Origin of the sequence: Cronobacter malonaticus LMG 23826 (genome assembly GCF_001277215.2) — a bacterium.
In the GTDB taxonomy this organism is placed as follows: Bacteria; Pseudomonadota; Gammaproteobacteria; order Enterobacterales; family Enterobacteriaceae; genus Cronobacter; species Cronobacter malonaticus.
On record NZ_CP013940.1, the window covers coordinates 3405640 to 3426089 of the forward strand.

15 protein-coding genes and 1 riboswitch are annotated in these 20450 nt (G+C 60.2%); of the genes, 11 read left to right on the plus strand and 4 right to left on the minus strand.

Features of this window, described 5'->3' with window-relative positions:
* The first annotated feature begins 1 nt into the window (after position 1).
* On the plus strand, positions 2 to 1402 hold the full coding sequence (gene leuC / locus AFK66_RS16015) for a 3-isopropylmalate dehydratase large subunit (protein ID WP_007783795.1): 1401 nt from the start codon (positions 2 to 4) through the stop codon (positions 1400 to 1402).
* A 10-nt stretch (positions 1403 to 1412) separates the two neighbouring features.
* Positions 1413 to 2018: a 3-isopropylmalate dehydratase small subunit gene (gene leuD / locus AFK66_RS16020; protein ID WP_007783789.1), complete on the plus strand. Its 606-nt coding sequence runs from the start codon at positions 1413 to 1415 to the stop codon at positions 2016 to 2018.
* A gap of 177 nt (positions 2019 to 2195) precedes the next feature.
* On the opposite strand, the gene AFK66_RS16025 is transcribed toward leuD, so the two are convergent.
* Both AFK66_RS16025 and sgrT read right to left on the minus strand, forming a co-directional pair.
* Positions 2196 to 3374 (minus strand): sugar efflux transporter, encoded by a 1179-nt coding sequence (locus AFK66_RS16025; protein ID WP_032974517.1) that lies wholly within the window; start codon positions 3372 to 3374, stop codon positions 2196 to 2198.
* Positions 3375 to 3493: 119 nt separating this feature from the next.
* Positions 3494 to 3658, minus strand: coding sequence for a glucose uptake inhibitor SgrT (sgrT, locus tag AFK66_RS16030; protein WP_007783783.1), 165 nt, complete (start codon positions 3656 to 3658; stop codon positions 3494 to 3496).
* Positions 3659 to 3744: 86 nt separating this feature from the next.
* Here sgrT and sgrR point away from each other — a divergent pair, with 86 nt between their 5' ends.
* From sgrR to thiQ, 4 genes are all read left to right on the plus strand, one after another.
* Positions 3745 to 5409: an HTH-type transcriptional regulator SgrR gene (gene sgrR / locus AFK66_RS16035; RefSeq protein ID WP_007783781.1), complete on the plus strand. Its 1665-nt coding sequence runs from the start codon at positions 3745 to 3747 to the stop codon at positions 5407 to 5409.
* Between the two features lie 35 nt (positions 5410 to 5444).
* Positions 5445 to 5546: riboswitch (TPP riboswitch) on the plus strand.
* Positions 5547 to 5578: 32 nt separating this feature from the next.
* The gene (thiB, locus tag AFK66_RS16040; protein ID WP_007783778.1) at positions 5579 to 6562 is read left to right on the plus strand and encodes a thiamine ABC transporter substrate binding subunit; all 984 of its coding nucleotides are present in this window, start codon (positions 5579 to 5581) and stop codon (positions 6560 to 6562) included.
* Positions 6538 to 8148: a thiamine/thiamine pyrophosphate ABC transporter permease ThiP gene (gene thiP / locus AFK66_RS16045; protein WP_023899444.1), complete on the plus strand. Its 1611-nt coding sequence runs from the start codon at positions 6538 to 6540 to the stop codon at positions 8146 to 8148. Before thiB ends, thiP begins: the two co-directional genes overlap by 25 nt.
* Positions 8132 to 8833 carry a thiamine ABC transporter ATP-binding protein ThiQ gene (gene thiQ / locus AFK66_RS16050; RefSeq protein ID WP_023899445.1) on the plus strand — a complete coding sequence of 234 codons (702 nt, stop codon included), beginning with the start codon at positions 8132 to 8134 and terminating at the stop codon, positions 8831 to 8833. Before thiP ends, thiQ begins: the two co-directional genes overlap by 17 nt.
* On the opposite strand, the gene AFK66_RS16055 is transcribed toward thiQ, so the two are convergent.
* Together AFK66_RS16055 and araC are read right to left on the minus strand one after the other, a co-directional pair.
* Positions 8827 to 9597, minus strand: a complete 771-nt coding sequence (locus tag AFK66_RS16055) for a DedA family protein (protein WP_012125776.1) — start codon at positions 9595 to 9597, stop codon at positions 8827 to 8829. The genes thiQ and AFK66_RS16055 overlap by 7 nt on opposite strands.
* Before the next feature lie 116 nt (positions 9598 to 9713).
* Positions 9714 to 10559 carry an arabinose operon transcriptional regulator AraC gene (araC, locus tag AFK66_RS16060; protein WP_085959991.1) on the minus strand — a complete coding sequence of 282 codons (846 nt, stop codon included), beginning with the start codon at positions 10557 to 10559 and terminating at the stop codon, positions 9714 to 9716.
* 339 nt (positions 10560 to 10898) lie between these two features.
* Between araC and araB the strand changes: the two genes are divergently transcribed.
* The 5 genes from araB to rapA all read left to right on the plus strand — a co-directional run bounded on the left by araB (position 10899) and on the right by rapA (position 20438).
* The gene (araB, locus tag AFK66_RS16065) at positions 10899 to 12611 is read left to right on the plus strand and encodes a ribulokinase (RefSeq protein WP_032982957.1); all 1713 of its coding nucleotides are present in this window, start codon (positions 10899 to 10901) and stop codon (positions 12609 to 12611) included.
* A gap of 10 nt (positions 12612 to 12621) precedes the next feature.
* A complete protein-coding gene (gene araA, locus AFK66_RS16070) occupies positions 12622 to 14124 on the plus strand; it encodes an L-arabinose isomerase (RefSeq protein WP_032974523.1) in 1503 nt (500 codons plus the stop codon).
* 84 nt (positions 14125 to 14208) lie between these two features.
* Positions 14209 to 14904 carry an L-ribulose-5-phosphate 4-epimerase gene (gene araD, locus AFK66_RS16075; RefSeq protein WP_007782907.1) on the plus strand — a complete coding sequence of 232 codons (696 nt, stop codon included), beginning with the start codon at positions 14209 to 14211 and terminating at the stop codon, positions 14902 to 14904.
* A 133-nt stretch (positions 14905 to 15037) separates the two neighbouring features.
* Positions 15038 to 17398, plus strand: coding sequence for a DNA polymerase II (gene polB, locus AFK66_RS16080; protein ID WP_023899449.1), 2361 nt, complete (start codon positions 15038 to 15040; stop codon positions 17396 to 17398).
* A gap of 133 nt (positions 17399 to 17531) precedes the next feature.
* Positions 17532 to 20438, plus strand: coding sequence for an RNA polymerase-associated protein RapA (rapA, locus tag AFK66_RS16085; protein WP_007790645.1), 2907 nt, complete (start codon positions 17532 to 17534; stop codon positions 20436 to 20438).
* Positions 20439 to 20450 lie beyond the last annotated feature (12 nt).

Below are 20450 nucleotides of genomic sequence, written 5' to 3' on the forward strand. Positions count from 1 at the left end.
CATGGCAAAGACCTTATACCAGAAGCTGTTTGACGCTCACGTGGTTCATGAGGCCCCGAACGAAACGCCGCTGCTCTATATCGACCGTCATCTGGTGCATGAAGTCACCTCGCCGCAGGCGTTTGACGGCCTGCGCGCCCATGGCCGCCCGGTGCGCCAGCCGCGTAAAACCTTCGCCACCATGGATCACAACGTCTCCACCCAGACGAAAGACATTAATGCGTCCGGTGAAATGGCCCGCATTCAGATGCAGGAGCTGATTAAGAACTGCAACGAGTTCGGCGTTGAGCTGTACGATTTGAACCATCCGTATCAGGGCATCGTGCACGTGATGGGGCCAGAACAGGGCATCACCCTGCCGGGCATGACCATCGTCTGCGGCGATTCCCACACCGCGACCCACGGCGCGTTCGGCGCACTGGCGTTTGGCATCGGCACCTCGGAAGTGGAGCATGTGCTGGCAACCCAGACGCTCAAACAGGGCCGCGCGAAGACCATGAAAATCGAGGTCAACGGCCGCGCCGCACCGGGCATCACCGCGAAAGATATCGTGCTGGCGATTATTGGTAAAACCGGCAGCGCCGGCGGCACCGGCTATGTGGTGGAGTTCTGCGGCGACGCTATCCGCGCGCTCAGCATGGAAGGCCGCATGACGCTGTGCAATATGGCGATTGAAATGGGTGCCAAAGCGGGCCTGGTGGCGCCGGATGAAACCACTTTTAACTATGTTAAAGGCCGTCTGCATGCGCCTAAAGGCCAGGATTTCGACGAGGCCGTGGCGTACTGGAAAACCCTGAAAACCGACGACGGCGCGCAGTTTGACGCGGTTGTCACGCTGAATGCTGAAGAGATCGCCCCGCAAGTCACCTGGGGCACCAACCCAGGCCAGGTGATCGCCGTAAGCGACGCCATTCCCGATCCGGCCTCGTTCGCCGATCCGGTTGAGCGCGCCTCCGCCGAGAAAGCGCTGGCCTACATGGGCCTCAAGCCTGGCGTGCCGCTGACCGATGTGGCTATCGATAAAGTGTTTATTGGCTCCTGTACAAACTCGCGTATCGAAGATCTGCGCGCTGCGGCTGAAATCGCTCGCGGTCGTAAAGTGGCACCGGGCGTGCAGGCGCTGGTGGTGCCAGGCTCAGGCCCGGTGAAAGCGCAGGCGGAAGCCGAAGGGCTGGATAAGATTTTCATTGAGGCCGGTTTTGAATGGCGTCTGCCTGGCTGCTCGATGTGTCTTGCGATGAACAACGACCGCCTGAACCCGGGCGAGCGCTGTGCGTCCACCAGCAACCGTAACTTTGAAGGCCGTCAGGGCCGCGGCGGGCGCACGCACCTGGTCAGCCCGGCAATGGCCGCCGCCGCCGCTGTGACCGGCCGTTTCGCCGATATCCGTAGTCTGAAATAAGGGGAACCCCATGGCAGAGAAATTTACCCAACACACCGGTCTGGTGGTTCCGCTGGATGCGGCGAACGTGGATACCGACGCGATTATCCCGAAGCAGTTCCTGCAAAAGGTGACGCGCACCGGCTTCGGCGCGCATCTGTTTAACGACTGGCGTTTTCTCGATGACAAAGGCGAGCAGCCGAACCCGGAATTTGTGCTGAATTTCCCGGAATATCAGGGCGCGTCTATCCTGCTGGCGCGTGAAAACTTCGGCTGCGGCTCATCGCGCGAGCACGCGCCGTGGGCGCTGACCGATTACGGCTTTAAAGTGGTGATTGCGCCGAGTTTCGCCGATATCTTCTACGGCAACAGCTTTAACAACCAGCTGCTGCCGGTGACGCTCAGCGATGAAGAAGTGGATGAGATGTTTGCGCTGGTGAAGGCCAACCCCGGCATTCGCTTTGAAGTGGATCTGGAAGCGCAGGTGGTGAAAGCGGGCGATAAGACATATAGCTTTAACATTGACGCGTTTCGTCGCCACTGCATGTTGAACGGGCTGGACAGCATCGGCCTGACGTTGCAGCACGACGACGCCATCGCGGCGTATGAGAAAAAACAGCCCGCGTTTATGGGGTGAGTTTTTGCGGTTTCCCCAGTGTTTACGGCGGGTGCGCGTTGCTTACCCGCCCTACAGAAATACGTTTAAGAGTTTGTAGGGCGGGTAAGCCCCGCGCACCCGCCATATCATGCCCTTGCCCTGTTTGCCACAGGGCGGGTAAACACAGCGCACCCGCCATCAGACAATCACCACGCCTTAAACGTCCTTCACCCGGCTCGTCAGCCACAATGCCACCAGCGCCACCCCGGTCATCACAGGGTACACCGCGTAATGCCCGAAGCTCTCCACCAGCGCGCCCTGCACCACACCCGCCAGGATCACACCCGTCGAAATACTGTTACTGAAAAGCGTGGTGGCAGACCCCGCGCGCCCCGGCATTAAATCCTGAAACCAGACCATGCCAATCCCGGCGACAATCCCGATAAACACCGCGTTAAAGAGCTGCAACCCCAGCAGCGCCTCGCGGCTGTGAAAGAGATTAAGCCCGGCGTAAAACAGCACGCCAGCAGCCACCGCCACCAGCATCATCGGCTTTTTACCGAACCGCTTCACGTAAAACCCGGCCAGCAGCATCGCCGGGATCTCAAGCCCCGCCGCGGTGCCCATCAACACGCCCGCGAGACTCTCCGGCAGCGCCAACTCCTGGCTCACCCATAGCGGCATATCGATGATATACATCGTATTGCAGGTCCACATCAGCACAGAGGCGATAAACAGCATCCGCACATTTTTGTCCTTCCAGCCGCTGACCTGCGTGATGGCCACATCGGCAGGCTGCTCGATACGCGCCACCGACGGTAGCGCGAAAAAGACAATCGCCAGGCTCAGGATAAAAATCCCGGCGGCGATTAAAAACATGGTGGTAAAGCCAAAGCTCAGCGCCAGCATAAACGACAGCGGCGGCCCAATAACCCACGCAAGCGAGAGCTGGGCGCGCATCACCGAACTGAACATCACCGCCTCGCGGGCGGAGTTATCGGCATACTCGCGCGCCAGCGCGAAAAGCTGCGGCATGGCGGTATTCGCAAGCGACGCCAGCAGCACGCCTGCGGTAATCAGCGTCAGGTAATGGCGGTTAAAGGCGAACAATACGCAGTTGCCGACCGCCATCAGGCAGCAAAAAAGGATCAGCTTGCGCCGGTCGCCCCGGTTGTCGGAGCGCTTCGCCAGCAACAGGCTAACGGCAATCCCGGCAATCGCGTTCACCGTATAAAAGAGCCCGACCCAGAACGGCGGCGCGCCCACTTCACGGCTTAAAAACAGGCTCAGCGTCGGCGCCTGTAGCGCGCCCGCCACGCCCATCATGAAGGCGACGACCATAAAAGCGAGATAGACGACATTGAGCCGTCGGACAAACGTAAGAAACCACAGCATCGGGCGCATCCTTTCAGTTGAGGCGGGCGAAATCGTGCTCATGATAGACGAAAAAAGCCAGCAGTAGCACACTGCTGGCGGGTGAAAAGCACCAATACTCAGTTACACGTGATGTCCGCTTAGCGGCGCTTAAACGTCACCGGGAATGTCACCTCCCACTGCATGATCTCATCGAGCATTCGTTGCGGCGTTTTACCGTTCAGGCGGGCCAGCCATGAGCCGTAAAGACGTTGCGTTGCACTGAAATACTGCTGATAAAACCTGCATGTTGACGACGTTTTCATAAGCCCCTCCGCTTTCATCGAAGAGAAGTATTGCCGTAATATAGGGAATATTAAATTGATGAGTTTCGAGCCGGAGTTCCTCTTTTATGCCTTCAGGTCGTCTGCAACAACAATTCATTCGTTTGTGGCAATGCTGTGATGGCAAGCCGCAGGAAACGACGCTCAACGAACTGGCCGAGCTGCTGAGTTGCTCGCGCCGCCACATGCGCACACTGCTGAACGCCATGCAGGCGCGCGGCTGGCTGACATGGGAAGCCGAGGCCGGACGCGGCAAACGCTCCAGGCTGCAGTTCCTCTATACCGGACTCGCGCTGCAGCAACAGCGGGCGGAAGATCTGCTGGAGCAGGACAGAATCGATCAGCTGGTGCAGATCGTCGGTGACAAATCCACGGTGCGTCAGATGTTACTTTCACACCTGGGCCGCAGCTTCCGTCAGGGACGCCATATTCTGCGCGTGCTCTATTACCGCCCACTGCAAAACCTGCTGCCCGGCAGCGCCTTGCGCCGTTCAGAAACCCATATCGCCCGGCAGATTTTCAACGGTCTGACGCGCATAAACGAGGAAAACGGGGAACTGGAAGCCGATATTGCGCACCACTGGCAGCGTATTTCCCCTTTTCACTGGCGCTTTTTCTTACGCCCCGGCATCCATTTTCATCACGGCCGCGAGCTGGACATGCTCGATGTCATCAGCTCGCTCCAGCGCATCTGCGCCCTGCCGCTTTACGCGCATATCCGCCAGGTCGTTTCTCCCACGGCCTGGACACTCGATATTCACCTGAGCGAGCCGGACGACTGGCTGCCGTGGCTGATGGGCAGCGTGCCGGCGATGATCCTGCCGCGGGAGTGGCCGGAAATGCCGAAATTCGCGAGCCAGCCCGTCGGCACTGGCCCTTACGCGGTGGTACGCAATAACAGCAACCAGCTAAAAATCCACGCCTTTGATGACTATTTTGGCTACCGCGCGCTGATTGATGAGGTGAACTTCTGGGTGCTGCCGGAGATAGGCGAGGAGCTGAGCTGCGCCGTTCAGCTTGAAGGCCCGACACGCGACGTCGACGAAAAAGCCGTGGAGAGCCGCCTCGAAGAAGGCTGCTACTACCTGCTGTTTGATTCCCGCTCGCGCGTCGGCGCGATGCCGGAGGTGCGCCGCTGGATAAGCTCGCGCTTTACGCCCGCCCGCCTGTTGCACCGCGCCGCGCCGCACTATCAGCGCATCTGGTTTCCGGCTTACGGCCTGCTGCCGCGCTGGCACCACGCGCCGCAAATTCCTGAGGCGCAGAAGCCCGCCGGGCTGGAGCGTCTTACGCTCACCTTCTATGGCGACCACAATGAAAACCGCATTATCGGCGCGCTGCTGCGCGATATCCTGGCGCAGGAGCAGGTGGAGCTGGAACTGCGAGAGGTGAGCTATGAGGAGTGGTATCAGGGCGACATTACCAGCGATCTATGGCTTAACAGCGCCAACTTTACGCTGCCGCTCGATTTCTCGCTGTTCGCGCACCTGTGCGAAGTGCCGCTCATTCAGCGCTGCATCCCGCTCGACTGGCAGGGCGACGCCCAGCGCTGGCGCACCGGCGCGCTGAACCTGCCGCAGTGGTGCCGCACGATGCTCGAGCGTCAGGATATTCTGCCGCTCATTCACCACTGGCTGATGCTACAGGGCCAGCGCAGTATGCGCGGCGTGCGCATGAACACGCTCGGCTGGTTTGATTTTAAATCCGCCTGGTTTGCACCGCCGGAGCCGTAACCCTTTCGCAACATTACGCAAATCATTACAATGAGCCGTTCTCAACGGGGTGCTGCCGACTGACCGGTGCGCTGAGATAATACCCGTCGAACCTGATCCGGATAACGCCGGCGAAGGGATTTGAGGCTACCGCTCAAAATCCTTTGCCCCCATTTGATAAAGGTGCAAAGTGTTAAAAAAACTGCTTCCTCTGCTGGCGCTCGCCGCCGCTCCGGCTTTCGCCAAACCTGTCCTGACCGTCTACACCTACGACTCTTTCTCCTCGGAGTGGGGCCCTGGCCCGAAAATTAAAACCGCCTTTGAAGCCGACTGCGGCTGCGAGCTGAAATTCGTGGCGCTGGAAGATGGCGTCTCGCTGCTTAACCGCCTGCGCATGGAAGGCAAAAACAGCAAAGCCGATGTGGTGCTGGGCCTGGATAACAATCTGCTTCAGGCCGCGACCGCGACCGGGCTGTTCGCCAAAAGCGGCGTTCCGGCGGGTGAAGTTAACGTGCCGGGCGGCTGGAATAACGACACCTTTGTGCCGTTCGACTACGGCTGGTTCGCCTTCGTCTATGATAAAAACAAACTGAAAAACCCGCCGAAAAGCCTGAAAGAGCTGGTTGAGAGCGACCAGAAATGGCGCATCATCTATGAAGATCCGCGCACCAGCACGCCAGGGCTGGGCCTGCTGCTGTGGATGCAAAAAGTCTATGGCGATAAAGCGCCGGACGCCTGGCAGAAGCTCGCCGCGAAAACCGTTACGGTCACCAAAGGCTGGAGCGAAGCCTACGGCCTGTTCCTGAAAGGCGAAGGCGATCTGGTGCTGAGCTACACCACCTCGCCCGCCTACCACATTATTGAAGAGAAAAAAGAGAACTACGCAGCGGCGAATTTCAGCGAAGGCCACTATCTGCAGGTGGAAGTCGCCGCACGCACCGCCGCCAGCAAGCAGCCCGCACTGGCGGAGAAATTCCTGAAGTTTATGGTTTCGCCCGCCTTCCAGAATGCGATCCCCGCGGGCAACTGGATGTACCCGGTGACCAACGTCGCGCTGCCGGAAGGCTTTAACGCGCTGACCCGGCCGCAGACCACCCTGCAATTCACCTCACAGGAAGTCGCCGCACAGCGCGCGCAATGGACGAGTGAATGGCAACGCGCCGTGAGCCGCTGATCCCCGGCTGGCTCTGGCCCGGCCTCACCGCCGCCCTGCTGATGGCGGCGGTGGCGATGGCGGCGTTCGCAGCGCTCTGGACACACGCGCCGCACACCGATGCACGCGCGCTGCTACACGACAGCTACCTGTGGCATGTGGTGCGCTTCTCGTTCTGGCAGGCGTTTCTCTCTGCCCTGATTTCCGTCGTGCCTGCGATCCCACTCGCCCGCGCGCTCTACCGCCGCCGCTTTCCGGGGCGGCGAATGCTGCTGCGCCTGTGCGCCATGACGCTTATCCTGCCGGTGCTGGTGGCGATTTTCGGCCTGCTTAGCGTCTACGGGCGCAGCGGCTGGCTCGCCGCGCTCTGCGCGACGCTCGGTATTGAATGGACGTTTTCGCCTTATGGCCTTCAGGGCATCCTGCTGGCGCACCTCTTTTTTAATATGCCGATGGCGACTCGCCTGCTGTACCAGACGCTGACGCAGATCCCCGGCGAACAGCGCCAGCTCGCCGCGCAGCTCGGTATGCGCGGCTGGGATTTCTTCCGGCTGGTGGAGTGGCCCTGGCTGCGCCGCCAGATCCCGCCGGTAGCGGCGCTCATTTTTATGCTCTGCTTCGCCAGTTTCGCCACGGTGCTGGCGCTCGGCGGCGGGCCGCAGGCAACCACCATTGAGCTCGCCATCTACCAGGCGCTGAGCTATGACTACGATCCGGGGCGCGCGGCGCTGCTGGCGCTTATCCAGATGGGCTGCTGCCTGTCGCTTATCCTGTTAAGCCAGCGGCTCAGCAAAGCGATTCCTGTCGGCGCGACGCTGGTGCGCGGCTGGCGCAACCCGGAGGATTCATGGCGCAGCAAACTCATCGATTCACTGCTGATTGGTGCCGCGCTGCTGCTTCTCCTGCCGCCTCTGCTGGCGGTGCTGGTGGACGGCCTGCGCGGCGACATTAGCCATGCGCTGGCCGACCCGGCGCTGTGGCGCGCGCTCTGGACGTCGCTGCGTATCGCGCTCTGCGCCGGAGTGCTGTGCGTTATCCTGACCATGATGCTGCTCTGGAGCACACGCGAGCTGTACCTGCGCCAGCATCGTCTCGTCGGGCAAAGCCTGGAGCTTTGCGGCGTGCTGATCCTCGCGATGCCGGGCATTGTACTGGCGACCGGATTTTTCCTGCTGCTGAACGCCACCATCGGACTGCCGGAGCGCGCCGACGCGATTGTGATTTTCACCAACGCCCTGATGGCTATTCCTTACGCGCTGAAAGTGCTCGATAACCCGATGCGCGATATCGCCGCGCGCTACGGCGCGCTCTGCGCGTCGCTTGAGATACGCGGCCTGAACCGGCTGCGGCTGGTGGAAACTCGCGCGTTGCGGGTACCGCTCGCCCAGGCGATGGCGTTCGCCTGCGTATTGTCGATTGGCGATTTCGGCGTCGTGGCGCTGTTTGGCAATGAGGATTTCCGCACGCTGCCCTTTTATCTCTACCAGCAGATCGGTGCCTACCGCAGCGACGCAGGCGCGGTCACGGCGCTGCTGCTGCTGCTGCTCTGTTTCCTGCTGTTCACCTTGATTGAAAAACTTCCGGGGCGCCATGCTGACACTGACTGATCTCACCTGGCTGTATCACCACCTGCCGATGCGCTTTACGCTGGACGTGCGTGAGAGCGAACGCGTGGCGGTGCTGGGGCCAAGCGGCGCGGGCAAAAGTACGTTGCTCAATCTGATTGCCGGTTTTCTCGCGCCCGCCAGCGGCTCGCTCATTATCAATGGCGCGGATCACACCCGCACGCCGCCGTCAAAACGCCCGGTGTCGATGCTGTTTCAGGAAAATAATCTCTTTAACCATCTGACGGTGCGCCAGAACATTGCGCTCGGGCTGTCGCCCGGCCTGCGGCTGAACGCACAGCAGAAGCGTCAGGTCGAGGCGATAGCCGACAACATGGCGATTGGCGATCTGCTGGAGCGGCTGCCGGGCGCGCTCTCCGGCGGCCAGCGTCAGCGGGCGGCGCTGGCGCGCTGTCTGGTGCGAAAGCGCCCCGTTCTGCTGCTGGATGAGCCGTTTTCCGCGCTCGATCCGGCGCTGCGTCAGGAGATGCTGACGCTGCTGGAAAAACTGTGCGAGGAGGAAGGCACGACGCTGCTCATGGTGTCGCACAGCGTGGAAGATGCGGCGCGTATCGCCGCGCGCAGTCTGGTGGTCGTCGAAGGACGCATCGTCTGGGACGGCCCCACCGCGCAGTTGCTGAGCGGCGAAGCCAGCGCGTCGGCGCTGCTCGGCATTACGCCTCACTGAGCGCCGGTCACCACTTTCCACAGAATACTGCGATATACCGGCATCAGCGGGTGGCTCTGAATGGCGAACAGCGCTACGGCCGCCGCTGCCGCCACGCCGGGGGCCAGCCAGTGCAGGCGCGCGCGCGGCAGATAGCGCGTGAGGCGATCCTGCGTTTTACCGCTGCGCCACCAGCGCCAGAGCAGCCACGCCGCCAGCCAGACCAGCAGCGCCACGCCGCCGAGCAGCCATTTAAACGCACCGCTTTTCATCTCCGGCGGGATATCGATAGCGGCGCCCGCGAGAATGCCCGGCAGAAAGTAAAACGGCGGCCAGAGCAGGCAGCCGACGATATTCGGCGGGAGGAATTTACGCACCGGCAGGTCGAGCATTCCCGCCACCATCGGCACCAGCGGGCGCGTCGGCCCGACAAAGCGCCCGACGAGAATGGTAAACATGCTGTGCTGATGCAGCGCGTGTTCGGTTTTATCGAGCAGCGCCTTGTGTTTTTTCAGGAAAGACCAGCGGTGCAGCGGCTTTTTAAAGCGCCAGCCGAGCCAGAATGAGATCCAGTCGCCGAGCAGGCAGCCAATAATCCCCACGGCCCAGGCCTCATAGAAATTAACCTCGCCGCTGCCAATGAGCGCGCCCAGGGCGGCCATCAGCACGGTGCCGGGCAGCAACAGCCCGACCAGCGCCAGGGATTCGAGGAACGCTACCAGCGCAATAGCAATCAGCGAATAGGCGACTGACTGAGTGATAAAGTGTTCCAGAAAGGCTTCCATAACGCATCCGGTAAAGTGTGGAACAGAGGATTCTCCTGAGCGCTATGCTCTGCGTCAAGCCATCCTTCTTTAACCATACTTTACTTTACCGGGCATGACACGAAACCCACGTTGCGTTATTCACACCCGGCGCGGAATTCACTCGGGCTCGCCCCGGTGCATTTTTTGAAGACACGCGAGAAATAGAGCTGATCTTCAAAACCCACGTTACGCCCGACGCTGGCTATCGGCATGCGTGTGGTACTGAGTAGCAGCTTCGCCTGGCTGATGCGCTGGTCTTCGCGCCAGCTCAGCACGCTGACGCCCAACTGCTGGCGGAAGAGATGCGACAGGCGCGACGGCGACAGGCAAACGTGCTGCGCGACGCTTGCGATATCAAAATGGCTGTCGGCCAGGTGATCGCTGATGTACTGGCAGGCGTCGCGCACGCGGCTGTCGAGCGGCGCTTTCAGCGATTCGCTAATCGCCTCAACGCGGCGCAGCAGCAACTGTTCCAGCAGGTTTATCGCCAGCAGCTCGGCGTAGCGCCCCGGCCCCTGGGCGGCGTCGATAATCGACTGAAACAGCGAAGAAAACTGTTCGTGATGCGCCTCGTCCGGGCGGTAAAAACCGGTATTGGCGAAAATGGCGGGCCAGTTCAGCCATTCATGCCAGTAAGCGCGCGGGCGGAAATAGACCCACTGGTGATACCACTCTTTGGCCTCCGGGTTGCGGCCATAGTGGTGCACTTCACCCGGCGGAAACAGCAGCATATCGCCGGGGCGGCAGAGATATTCCTTACCCTGATTTTTCACCACCCCTTCGCCGCGCACCGTCAGGTTGAGAATATAACCTTTCATGCCGAGCGGCCGGTCAATGAAAAAATCGAGCCAGCCGTCGGCCTCAATCGGCGTCAGTCCGGCCACGAGATGGGCGTTAAACGAGTAACCAGGCAGCAGAGGATCGTTTTGCGTTTCAGCCATTTTCACGGCGCTCCGAAGCGAGAGTGAAGAAACCATTTGTCCATATCGTTATTTTCGCCAGCAGCGGCAGGCACCTGAGCGCTCTGCATAACAGCGGCGGCGGCTTAAGCCCGCTTTATTACAGAAAATAACCTGTATTGCCTTCGCTGTCAGGCTTTTTAATCCATAACCGAAGTGTCTATAAGCGCGGCAGAAATGTCCACATCGAATATTTGCGTGGCGTCACAAATTCTCGCTTCACAGCATTTTCGTCCATAAGTTCAGCGGATCCACCCTGACCCTTTTGACGGGGTAAAACTAATGTTCTCTCCATGTTTGTTTATCGCATGGAGTATGAAGATGGCTATTGCGCTGGGACTCGATTTTGGCAGCGACTCGGTTCGGGCTTTGGCGGTGGACTGCACCACCGGTGCCGAGCTTGCCACCAGCGTGGAGTGGTATCCACGCTGGCAGGAAGGGCGCTATTGCGACGCGGCCCGTAACCAGTTCCGCCATCATCCGCGGGATTACATTGAATCAATGGAAGCGGCGTTAAAAACCGTGCTGGCAGAGCTCTCGCCTGAGCAGCGCGCCGCCGTGGTTGGCATCGGCGTTGACAGCACTGGCTCCACGCCCGCCCCGATTGACGCCGACGGTAACGTGCTGGCGCTTAACCCGGAGTTCGCGGACAACCCCAACGCGATGTTCGTGCTGTGGAAAGATCACACCTCGGTGGAGGAAGCGGAAGAAATCACCCGCCTGTGCCATACGCCTGGCAAAACGGACTATTCGCGCTACATCGGCGGGATTTACTCCAGCGAATGGTTCTGGGCCAAGATCCTGCATGTGACACGCCAGGACAGCGCCTTGGCGCAGGCTGCCGCCTCGTGGATTGAGCTGTGCGATTGGGTGCCCGCCCTGCTCTCCGGCACCACCCGCCCGGCGGATATTCGCCGCGGCCGTTGCAGCGCCGGTCATAAATCGCTGTGGCATGAAAGCTGGGGCGGCCTGCCGCCGGCAAGCTTCTTCGATGAGCTTGATCCGCTGATTAACCAGCATCTCGATTACCCGATGTTTACCGACACTTTCACCGCCGACATTCCGGTGGGCAACCTGTGCGCCGACTGGGCGCAGCGCCTCGGCCTGCCGGAGAGCGTGGTGATTTCCGGCGGCGCGTTTGACTGCCATATGGGCGCGGTCGGCGCGGGCGCACAGCCGAATACGCTCGTGAAAGTGATCGGCACCTCCACCTGCGACATCTTGGTGGCGGAGAAAGCGGACGTCGGCGAGCGCGCCGTGAAAGGTATTTGTGGTCAGGTGGATGGCAGCGTGGTGCCGGATTTCATTGGCCTCGAAGCCGGGCAGTCCGCCTTTGGCGATATTTACGCCTGGTTTGGTCGTCTGCTCGGCTGGCCGCTGGATACGCTCGCGAAGCAGCACCCGGAACTGAAACCCCAGATTGAAGCCAGCAAAAAACAGCTGCTGCCTGCGCTTACGGAAGCCTGGGCGAAGAACCCGTCGCTCGATCATCTGCCGGTGATCCTCGACTGGTTTAACGGCCGCCGTACGCCGTTCGCCAACCAGCGCCTGAAAGGCGTCATTACCGATCTTAACCTCGCCACCGACGCGCCGCTGCTCTTCGGTGGGCTTATCGCCGCCACCGCCTTTGGCGCGCGCGCCATTCAGGAGTGCTTTGTCGATCAGGGCATCGCAGTAAATAACGTGATGGCGCTCGGCGGCATCGCCCGTAAAAACCCGGTGATCATGCAGGTCTGCTGCGACGTGCTGAACCGCCCGCTACAAATCGTCGCTTCCGATCAGTGCTGTGCGCTGGGCGCTGCCATTTTCGCCGCGGTCGCCGCAGGCGCGCATGCCGATATCCCGCAGGCGCAGCAGGCGATGGCAAGTCAGATTGAAAGCACGCTACAGCCGCAGCCGGAGAGCGCCGCGCGCTTCGAACAACTCTACCGCCGCTTCCAGCAATGGTCGCAAAGCGCGGAACAACACTATCTCCCTTCAGCCGCTACCCCGCAGTCTGCCGAGCGCGCAGGCCAGGCGGCCCTGACACATTAAGGACACGATGATGACAATTTTCGATCAGTATGAAGTGTGGTTTGTGATTGGCAGCCAGCACCTTTACGGCCCTGAAACGCTGCGTCAGGTCAACCAGCACGCCGAACAGGTGGTGAACGCGCTGAACGCTGAAGCGAAGCTGCCGTGCAAACTGGTGTTGAAGCCGCTCGGCACCACACCGGACGAGATCACCGCCATTTGCCGCGACGCCAACTATGACGACAAATGCGCGGGTCTGGTGGTCTGGCTGCATACCTTCTCGCCTGCGAAGATGTGGATCAACGGTCTTTCCATCCTTAATAAACCGCTGCTGCAATTCCATACCCAGTTCAACGCGCAGATCCCGTGGGGCAGCATCGATATGGACTTTATGAACCTGAACCAGACCGCGCACGGCGGCCGCGAGTTCGGCTTCATCGGCGCGCGTATGCGTCTGCAACATAGCGTGGTGACGGGCCACTGGCAGGACAAACAGTCTCAGGGGCGTCTTGGCGCGTGGATGCGTCAGGCGGTATCGAAACAGGATACCCGTCACCTGAAAGTGGCGCGCTTTGGCGACAACATGCGTGAAGTCGCCGTCACCGAAGGGGATAAAGTCGCCGCGCAGATCAAGTTCGGCTTCTCGGTGAACACCTGGGGCGTGGGCGATCTGGTGGCCGTAGTTAACGACGTCAGCGAAGGCGATATCAACGCGCTGGTGGATGAATATGAAAGCAGCTACCGCCTGACCCCTGCCGCGCAAATTAACGGCGACAAGCGCCAGAACGTTCTTGATGCCGCACGTATCGAACTTGGCATGAAGCGTTTCCTGGAAGATGGCGGTTTCCACGCCTTCACCACCACGTTTGAAGACTTGCACGGGCTTAAACAGCTGCCGGGCCTTGCGGTACAGCGTCTGATGCAGCAGGGCTACGGCTTTGCGGGCGAAGGCGACTGGAAAACCGCCGCGCTGCTGCGCATCATGAAAGTGATGTCGACTGGCCTTGAAGGCGGCACCTCCTTTATGGAGGACTACACCTATAACTTCGAGAACGGCAACGACATGGTGCTCGGCTCCCATATGCTGGAAGTCTGCCCGACCATCGCCACGCCGGAAAAACCGATCCTCGACGTGCAATACCTCGGTATCGGCGGTAAAGCCGATCCGGCGCGCCTGATCTTCTCCACCACCACCGGCCCCGCCGTGAACGCCAGCCTTATCGATCTGGGCGATCGCTTCCGCCTGCTGGTGAACTGCGTCGACGCAGTAAAAACCCCGCACGACCTGCCGAAGCTGCCAGTGGCCAACGCGCTGTGGAAAGCGCAGCCGGATCTGCCGACCGCCTCTGAAGCCTGGATTCTGGCCGGCGGCGCGCACCACACCGTTTTCAGCCAGGCGCTGACGCTCGACGATATGCGCCTGTTCGCGGAGATGCATGACCTTGAACTCGCCGTGATCGACAACGATACCCGCCTGCCTGCGTTTAAAGACGCGCTGCGCTGGAACGAAGTCTATTACGGTTTCAAACGTTAAACCCAGGTGCCCGGTGGCGCGTCGCTTATCGGGCCTGTGTTTCGCAGGCTCGCTTGCGACGCGCCATCCGGCGTGGAGAGAGGCATGTTAGAAGAACTTAAGCGTCAGGTGCTGGAAGCCAATCTGGCGCTGCCAAAGCATAATCTGGTGACGCTCACCTGGGGCAACGTGAGCGCCGTTGACCGCGAGCGCGGCCTGTTTGTCATCAAGCCCTCGGGCGTCGATTACAGCGTGATGACCGCAGAAGATATGGTGGTGGTCAGCATCGAGACCGGCGAGGTGGTGGAAGGCACGAAAAAGCCGTCGTCCGATACGCCAACGCATCGCCTGCTCTATCAGCAGTTCCCGACGATCGGCGGCATTGTGCATACTCATTCGCGCCACGCGACGATCTGGGCGCAGGCAGGGCTGCCGATCCCGGCGACCGGCACCACGCATGCCGACTACTTTTACGGGGAGATCCCCTGCACCCGCAAAATGACGGATGACGAGATCAACGGCGCGTATGAGTGGGAAACCGGCGTGGTGATCGCCGAAACGTTCCGCCAGCGCGATATCGATCCGGCCCAGATGCCTGGCGTGCTGGTGCATTCTCACGGCCCGTTCGCCTGGGGTAAAGATGCGGTCGATGCGGTACATAACGCCATCGTGCTGGAAGAAGTCGCCTATATGGGAATCTTCTGCCGTCAGCTCGCCCCGGAACTGCCGCCGATGCAGCAGACGCTGCTGGATAAACACTACCTGCGCAAACATGGCGCGAAAGCGTATTACGGGCAATAAACCGCGCCCGGTGGCGCAACGCTTGCCGGGCTTGCGGGCAACCTGTAATATCACCGCGCACCTGTATAAAACCCCAGCAAAACAGACGCAACCAGGCTATAATCACGCCTGGTTTTTTACGTGAGTACGCCGCGTGTCTGAAGCGCATCAGGGGTTTATTTTAAGCCGTCACTGGCGGGATACACCGCAGGGAACGGAGATCGAATTCTGGCTCGCGACGGATGCCGGGCCGCTGCGGGTTTGCCTGCCACCGCAGGAGTCCGTCGCGTTTATTCCCGAAGCCGAACGCGCACGCGCCGAAAGCCTGCTTGCGCAGGAACACGATGCGCGCTTCGCGACACTTTCACTGAAAGATTTTCAGCGTCAGGCAGTGTGCGGCCTTTATTGCCGCTCGCACCGCCAGCTGATGCGGCTTGAAAAGCTGCTGCGCGAAAACGGCGTCACGGTCTATGAGGCGGATATTCGCCCGCCGGAGCGCTTTCTGATGGAGCGGTTTATCACCGCACCCGTGTGGGTCAGCGGCGAGCGTCAGGGCGAGCGGCTGATTAACGCACGCCTGAAGCCGAGCCCGCACTACCGCCCGCCGCTCAGATGGGTGTCGCTGGATATTGAAACCAACCGCCACGGCGAGCTTTACTGCATTGGTCTTGAAGGCTGCGGCTCGCGCGTGGTTTACATGCTCGGGCCGGAAAATGGCAACGCCCGCGGCCTTGATTTCGAACTGGAATATGTCGCAAGCCGCCCGCAACTGATTGAAAAACTCAACGCCTGGTTTGCGAGGCACGATCCGGACGTGCTGATCGGCTGGAACGTTATCCAGTTCGATCTGCGTATGCTGCAAAAGCATGCCGAGCGTTATGGCGTGCCCCTTCGGCTTGGGCGCGGTAACAGCGAGCTGGAGTGGCGCGAACACGGCTTTAAAAACGGCGTCTTTTTCGCGCAGGCCGCCGGGCGGTTAATCATCGACGGTATTGAAGCCCTGAAATCCGCCTTCTGGAATTTTTCATCGTTTTCGCTGGAGGCGGTGTCGCAGGAGCTGCTGGGCGAAGGCAAAGCCATCGACAACCCGTGGCAGCGCATGGATGAAATCGACCGGCGCTTCGCGGAGGATAAACCCGCGCTCGCCACCTACAACCTGAAAGACTGCGAGCTGGTAACGCGCATCTTCCATAAAACGGAGATTATGCCGTTTCTGCTGGAGCGCGCCACCGTGAACGGCCTGCCGGTGGATCGCCACGGCGGCTCGGTCGCGGCATTCAGCCACCTCTATTTTCCGCGTATGCACCGCGCGGGGTTTGTTGCGCCGAATCTCGGCGCGGTGCCGCCACAGGCGAGCCCCGGCGGCTATGTGATGGATTCGCAGCCCGGCCTGTATGATTCGGTGCTGGTGCTGGATTACAAAAGCCTTTATCCGTCGATTATTCGCACCTTTTTAATCGATCCGGTGGGTCTGGTGGAAGGGCTGGGCGCGCCGGAACCCGCGGCAAGCGTGGAAGGCTTTATCGGTGCCTGGTTTTCACGCGAGACACACTGCCTGCCGGAGATCGTCACGCAGATCTGGCAGGGGCGCGAAGAGGCCAAACGCCTCGGCAACAAGCCGCTCTCCCAGGCGCTGAAGATCATTATGAACGCGTTTTACGGCGTGCTCGGCACCAGCGCGTGCCGGTTCTACGATCCGCGCCTCGCCTCCTCTATCACGATGCGCGGGCATGAGATCATGCGCCAGACCAAAGCGCTTATCGAGGCCCAGGGCTATACGGTAATTTACGGCGATACTGATTCCACGTTTGTCTGGCTTAAGCGGGCGCACAAGGAAGACGAGGCAGCAGAGATAGGCCAGCGGCTGATTGCACACGTTAACGCCTGGTGGCAGCGTCACCTTAAAGAGAGTATGGGCCTTGAGAGCGCACTGGAGCTGGAGTACGAAACTCACTTCAGCCGTTTTCTGATGCCGACCATTCGTGGCGCGGAGATGGGCAGCAAAAAGCGCTACGCCGGTCTGATTCAGGAGGGCGACCACCAGCGCATGGTCTTTAAAGGGCTGGAAACGGTACGGACCGACTGGACGCCGCTCGCGCAGCAGTTCCAGCAAAATCTCTACCTGCGTATTTTTCGCCGCGAGCCGTACCAGGATTACATTCGCGACACTATCGCGCGGCTGATGGCGGGCGAGCTGGACGATCAACTGGTGTACCGCAAACGCCTGCGCCGCCCGCTCAGCGAATACCAGCGCAACGTGCCGCCGCACGTGCGCGCCGCGCGGCTTGCCGATGAGCACAACGCGCGCCTCGGGCGTCCGGCACAGTACCAGAACCGCGGCACGATTAAATATGTCTGGACGATGAACGGCCCGGAGCCTGTGGATTATCAGCAGGGCGCGCCCGACTACGATCACTATTTAACGAAGCAGTTACAGCCCGTCGCGGACGGCATCCTGCCTTTCATGGAGGATGACTTTGCTACACTGATGACAGGGCAGATGGGGCTTTTTTGACACGTGACGAACGTCCTGCCATCCAGTACCATAGCGCCCTTTTCACATCACCCTGATTGCGACCCCCCGCCTGCACGCAGGCGGGAGTCATACTATTGCCTGCAAATCTGATAAGAGAATAGAGCCGATATATATGCCTTTTACACTTGGTCAACGCTGGATCAGCGATACGGAAAGCGAACTGGGACTGGGCACTGTGGTGGCTATCGACGCCCGCATGGTGACTCTGCTTTTCCCGGCTACCGGTGAAAATCGTCTGTATGCCCGAAATGACTCCCCGGTCACCCGCGTGATGTTCAACCCGGGCGATACCGTGACCAGCCACGAAGGCTGGCAGTTGAAAGTGGATGAAGTAAAGGAAGAAAACGGCTTACTTATTTATATCGGCACCCGTCTGGATACGCTTGAGGAAAATGTCGCGCTGCGTGAAGTGTTCCTCGACAGCAAACTGGTGTTCAGCAAACCGCAGGACCGCCTGTTCGCCGGTCAGATTGACCGAATGGACCGCTTTGCCCTGCGCTATCGCGCCCGCAAATACCAGAGCGAACAGTACCGGATGCCGTGGAGCGGCCTGCGTGGCCAGCGCACGAACCTTATCCCGCACCAGCTCAATATCGCCAATGACGTAGGCCGCCGCCACGCGCCGCGCGTGCTGCTGGCCGATGAAGTGGGTCTCGGCAAAACCATCGAAGCCGGGATGATCATTCATCAGCAGCTGCTTGCAGGCGCGGCCGAGCGCGTGCTGATTGTCGTGCCGGAAACGCTGCAACACCAGTGGCTGGTGGAGATGCTGCGCCGCTTCAACCTGCGCTTCTCGCTGTTTGACGACGAGCGTTACGCCGAAGCCCAGCATGAATCCGACAACCCGTTCGATACTGAACAACTGGTTATCTGCTCGCTGGATTTTGTGCGCCGCAACAAGCAGCGCCTTGAGCATCTGTGCGACGCCGAGTGGGATCTGCTGGTGGTGGATGAAGCTCATCACCTGGTCTGGAGCGAAGACGCCCCGAGCCGTGAATATCAGGCGATTGAACAGCTGGCCGAACGCGTGCCAGGCGTATTGCTGCTAACCGCAACGCCGGAACAGCTTGGTATGGAGAGCCACTTCGCGCGTCTGCGCCTGCTGGACCCGAACCGCTTCCACGATTTCGCGCAGTTTGTCGAAGAACAGCAGAACTATCGCCCGGTGGCGGACGCCGTGGCGCTGCTGCTGGCGGGCACGCACCTGAACGATGAACAGCTCAATACCTTAAGCGAACTGATTGGCGAACAGGATATCGAGCCGCTTCTGCAAACCGCCAACAGCGACCGCGACGGCGCTGAAAGCGCGCGCCAGGAGCTGGTCTCCATGCTGATGGACCGCCACGGCACCAGCCGCGTACTGTTCCGTAATACCCGCAACGGCGTAAAAGGCTTCCCGCAGCGCGAACTGCATACCATTAAATTGCCGCTGCCGACGCAGTACCAGACCGCGATTAAAGTCTCTGGCATCATGGGCGCGCGTAAATCTGCCGAGGAGCGTGCGCGCGATATGCTCTACCCGGAGCAGATTTACCAGGAGTTTGAAGGCGACAGCGGCACCTGGTGGAACTTCGATCCGCGCGTGGAGTGGCTGATGGGCTATCTGACCAGCCACCGCTCGCAGAAAGTGCTGGTGATCTGCGCGAAAGCGGCCACCGCGCTGCAACTGGAGCAGGTGCTGCGCGAGCGTGAAGGCATTCGCGCCGCCGTGTTCCATGAAGGCATGTCGATTATCGAGCGCGACCGCGCGGCAGCCTGGTTTGCCGAAGAAGATACCGGCGCGCAGGTGCTGCTCTGTTCGGAAATCGGCTCCGAGGGCCGTAACTTCCAGTTCGCCAGCCAGTTGGTGATGTTCGATCTGCCGTTCAACCCCGATCTGCTGGAACAGCGTATCGGCCGTCTGGACCGTATCGGCCAGGCGCATGATATCCAGATTCATGTGCCATACCTTGAGAAAACCGCGCAGTCGGTGCTGGTGCGCTGGTATCACGAAGGGCTGGACGCGTTCGAACACACCTGCCCTACCGGACGCGCGATTTACGACAGCGTCTATGAGCAATTGATTGGTTATCTGGCCGCCCCGGAGAACACCGAAGGCTTTGACGAGCTGATTCAGGCGTGCCGCAAACAGCACGATGAACTGAAAGCGCAGCTTGAGCAGGGCCGCGACCGCCTGCTGGAGATCCACTCCAACGGCGGTGAAAAAGCCCAGCAGCTGGCTGATGCCATCGCTGAACAGGATGACGATACGGGCCTGGTGAATTTCGCCATGAACCTGTTCGACATCGTTGGCATCAATCAGGACGACCGCGGCGAGCATATGATTGTACTTACGCCGTCCGATCACATGCTGGTGCCGGATTTCCCTGGCCTGCCGGAAGATGGCTGCACCATTACGTTTAACCGCGACGTGGCGCTGTCGCGCGAAGACGCGCAATTTATTACCTGGGAGCATCCGCTTATCCGCAACGGTCTGGATCTGATCCTCTCCGGCGATACCGGCAGCTGCACCATTTCGCTGCTGAAAAACAAAGCGTTACCGGTCGGCACCCTGCTGCTGGAGCTGATTTACGTGGTCGAAGCCAAAGCGCCGAAGCAGTTGCAGCTTAACCGTTTCCTGCCGCCGACGCCGGTCCGCATGCTGCTGGATAAAAACGGCAATAACCTGGCAGGCCAGGTGGAGTTTGAAAGCTTCAACCGCCAGCTCAGCGCGGTGAACCGTCATACCGGCAGCAAGCTGGTGAACGCGGTGCAGCAGGAAGTGCATGCGATTCTGCAGGGCGGCGAAGCGCAGGTGGAGAAAGCGGCACGCGAGCTTATCGACGCGGCGCGTCAGGAAGCCGATGACAAACTCTCCGCCGAGCTGTCGCGTCTCGAAGCGCTACGCGCCGTGAACCCGAACATTCGCGACGACGAACTGGCGGCGATCGAGCATAACCGTCAGCAGGTGCTGGAGAATCTTAACCAGGCGAGCTGGCGACTGGATGCGCTGCGTCTTATCGTAGTGACTCACCAGTAACCGGAGCGAAAC

What these genes read in the sequence shown, in the direction of transcription:
- araB (WP_032982957.1), top strand. Translation starts at nt 10,899, where the DNA reads ATGGCTATTGCGCTGGGACTCGATTTTGGCAGCGACTCGGTTCGGGCT.
- thiQ (WP_023899445.1), top strand. Translation starts at nt 8,132, where the DNA reads ATGCTGACACTGACTGATCTCACCTGGCTGTATCACCACCTGCCGATG.
- leuD (WP_007783789.1), top strand. Translation starts at nt 1,413, where the DNA reads ATGGCAGAGAAATTTACCCAACACACCGGTCTGGTGGTTCCGCTGGAT.
- sgrR (WP_007783781.1), top strand. Translation starts at nt 3,745, where the DNA reads ATGCCTTCAGGTCGTCTGCAACAACAATTCATTCGTTTGTGGCAATGC.
- thiP (WP_023899444.1), top strand. Translation starts at nt 6,538, where the DNA reads ATGGCAACGCGCCGTGAGCCGCTGATCCCCGGCTGGCTCTGGCCCGGC.
- AFK66_RS16055 (WP_012125776.1), bottom strand. Translation starts at nt 9,597, where the DNA reads ATGGAAGCCTTTCTGGAACACTTTATCACTCAGTCAGTCGCCTATTCG.
- rapA (WP_007790645.1), top strand. Translation starts at nt 17,532, where the DNA reads ATGCCTTTTACACTTGGTCAACGCTGGATCAGCGATACGGAAAGCGAA.
- AFK66_RS16025 (WP_032974517.1), bottom strand. Translation starts at nt 3,374, where the DNA reads ATGCTGTGGTTTCTTACGTTTGTCCGACGGCTCAATGTCGTCTATCTC.
- araD (WP_007782907.1), top strand. Translation starts at nt 14,209, where the DNA reads ATGTTAGAAGAACTTAAGCGTCAGGTGCTGGAAGCCAATCTGGCGCTG.
- leuC (WP_007783795.1), top strand. Translation starts at nt 2, where the DNA reads ATGGCAAAGACCTTATACCAGAAGCTGTTTGACGCTCACGTGGTTCAT.
- araC (WP_085959991.1), bottom strand. Translation starts at nt 10,559, where the DNA reads ATGGCTGAAACGCAAAACGATCCTCTGCTGCCTGGTTACTCGTTTAAC.
- sgrT (WP_007783783.1), bottom strand. Translation starts at nt 3,658, where the DNA reads ATGAAAACGTCGTCAACATGCAGGTTTTATCAGCAGTATTTCAGTGCA.
- araA (WP_032974523.1), top strand. Translation starts at nt 12,622, where the DNA reads ATGACAATTTTCGATCAGTATGAAGTGTGGTTTGTGATTGGCAGCCAG.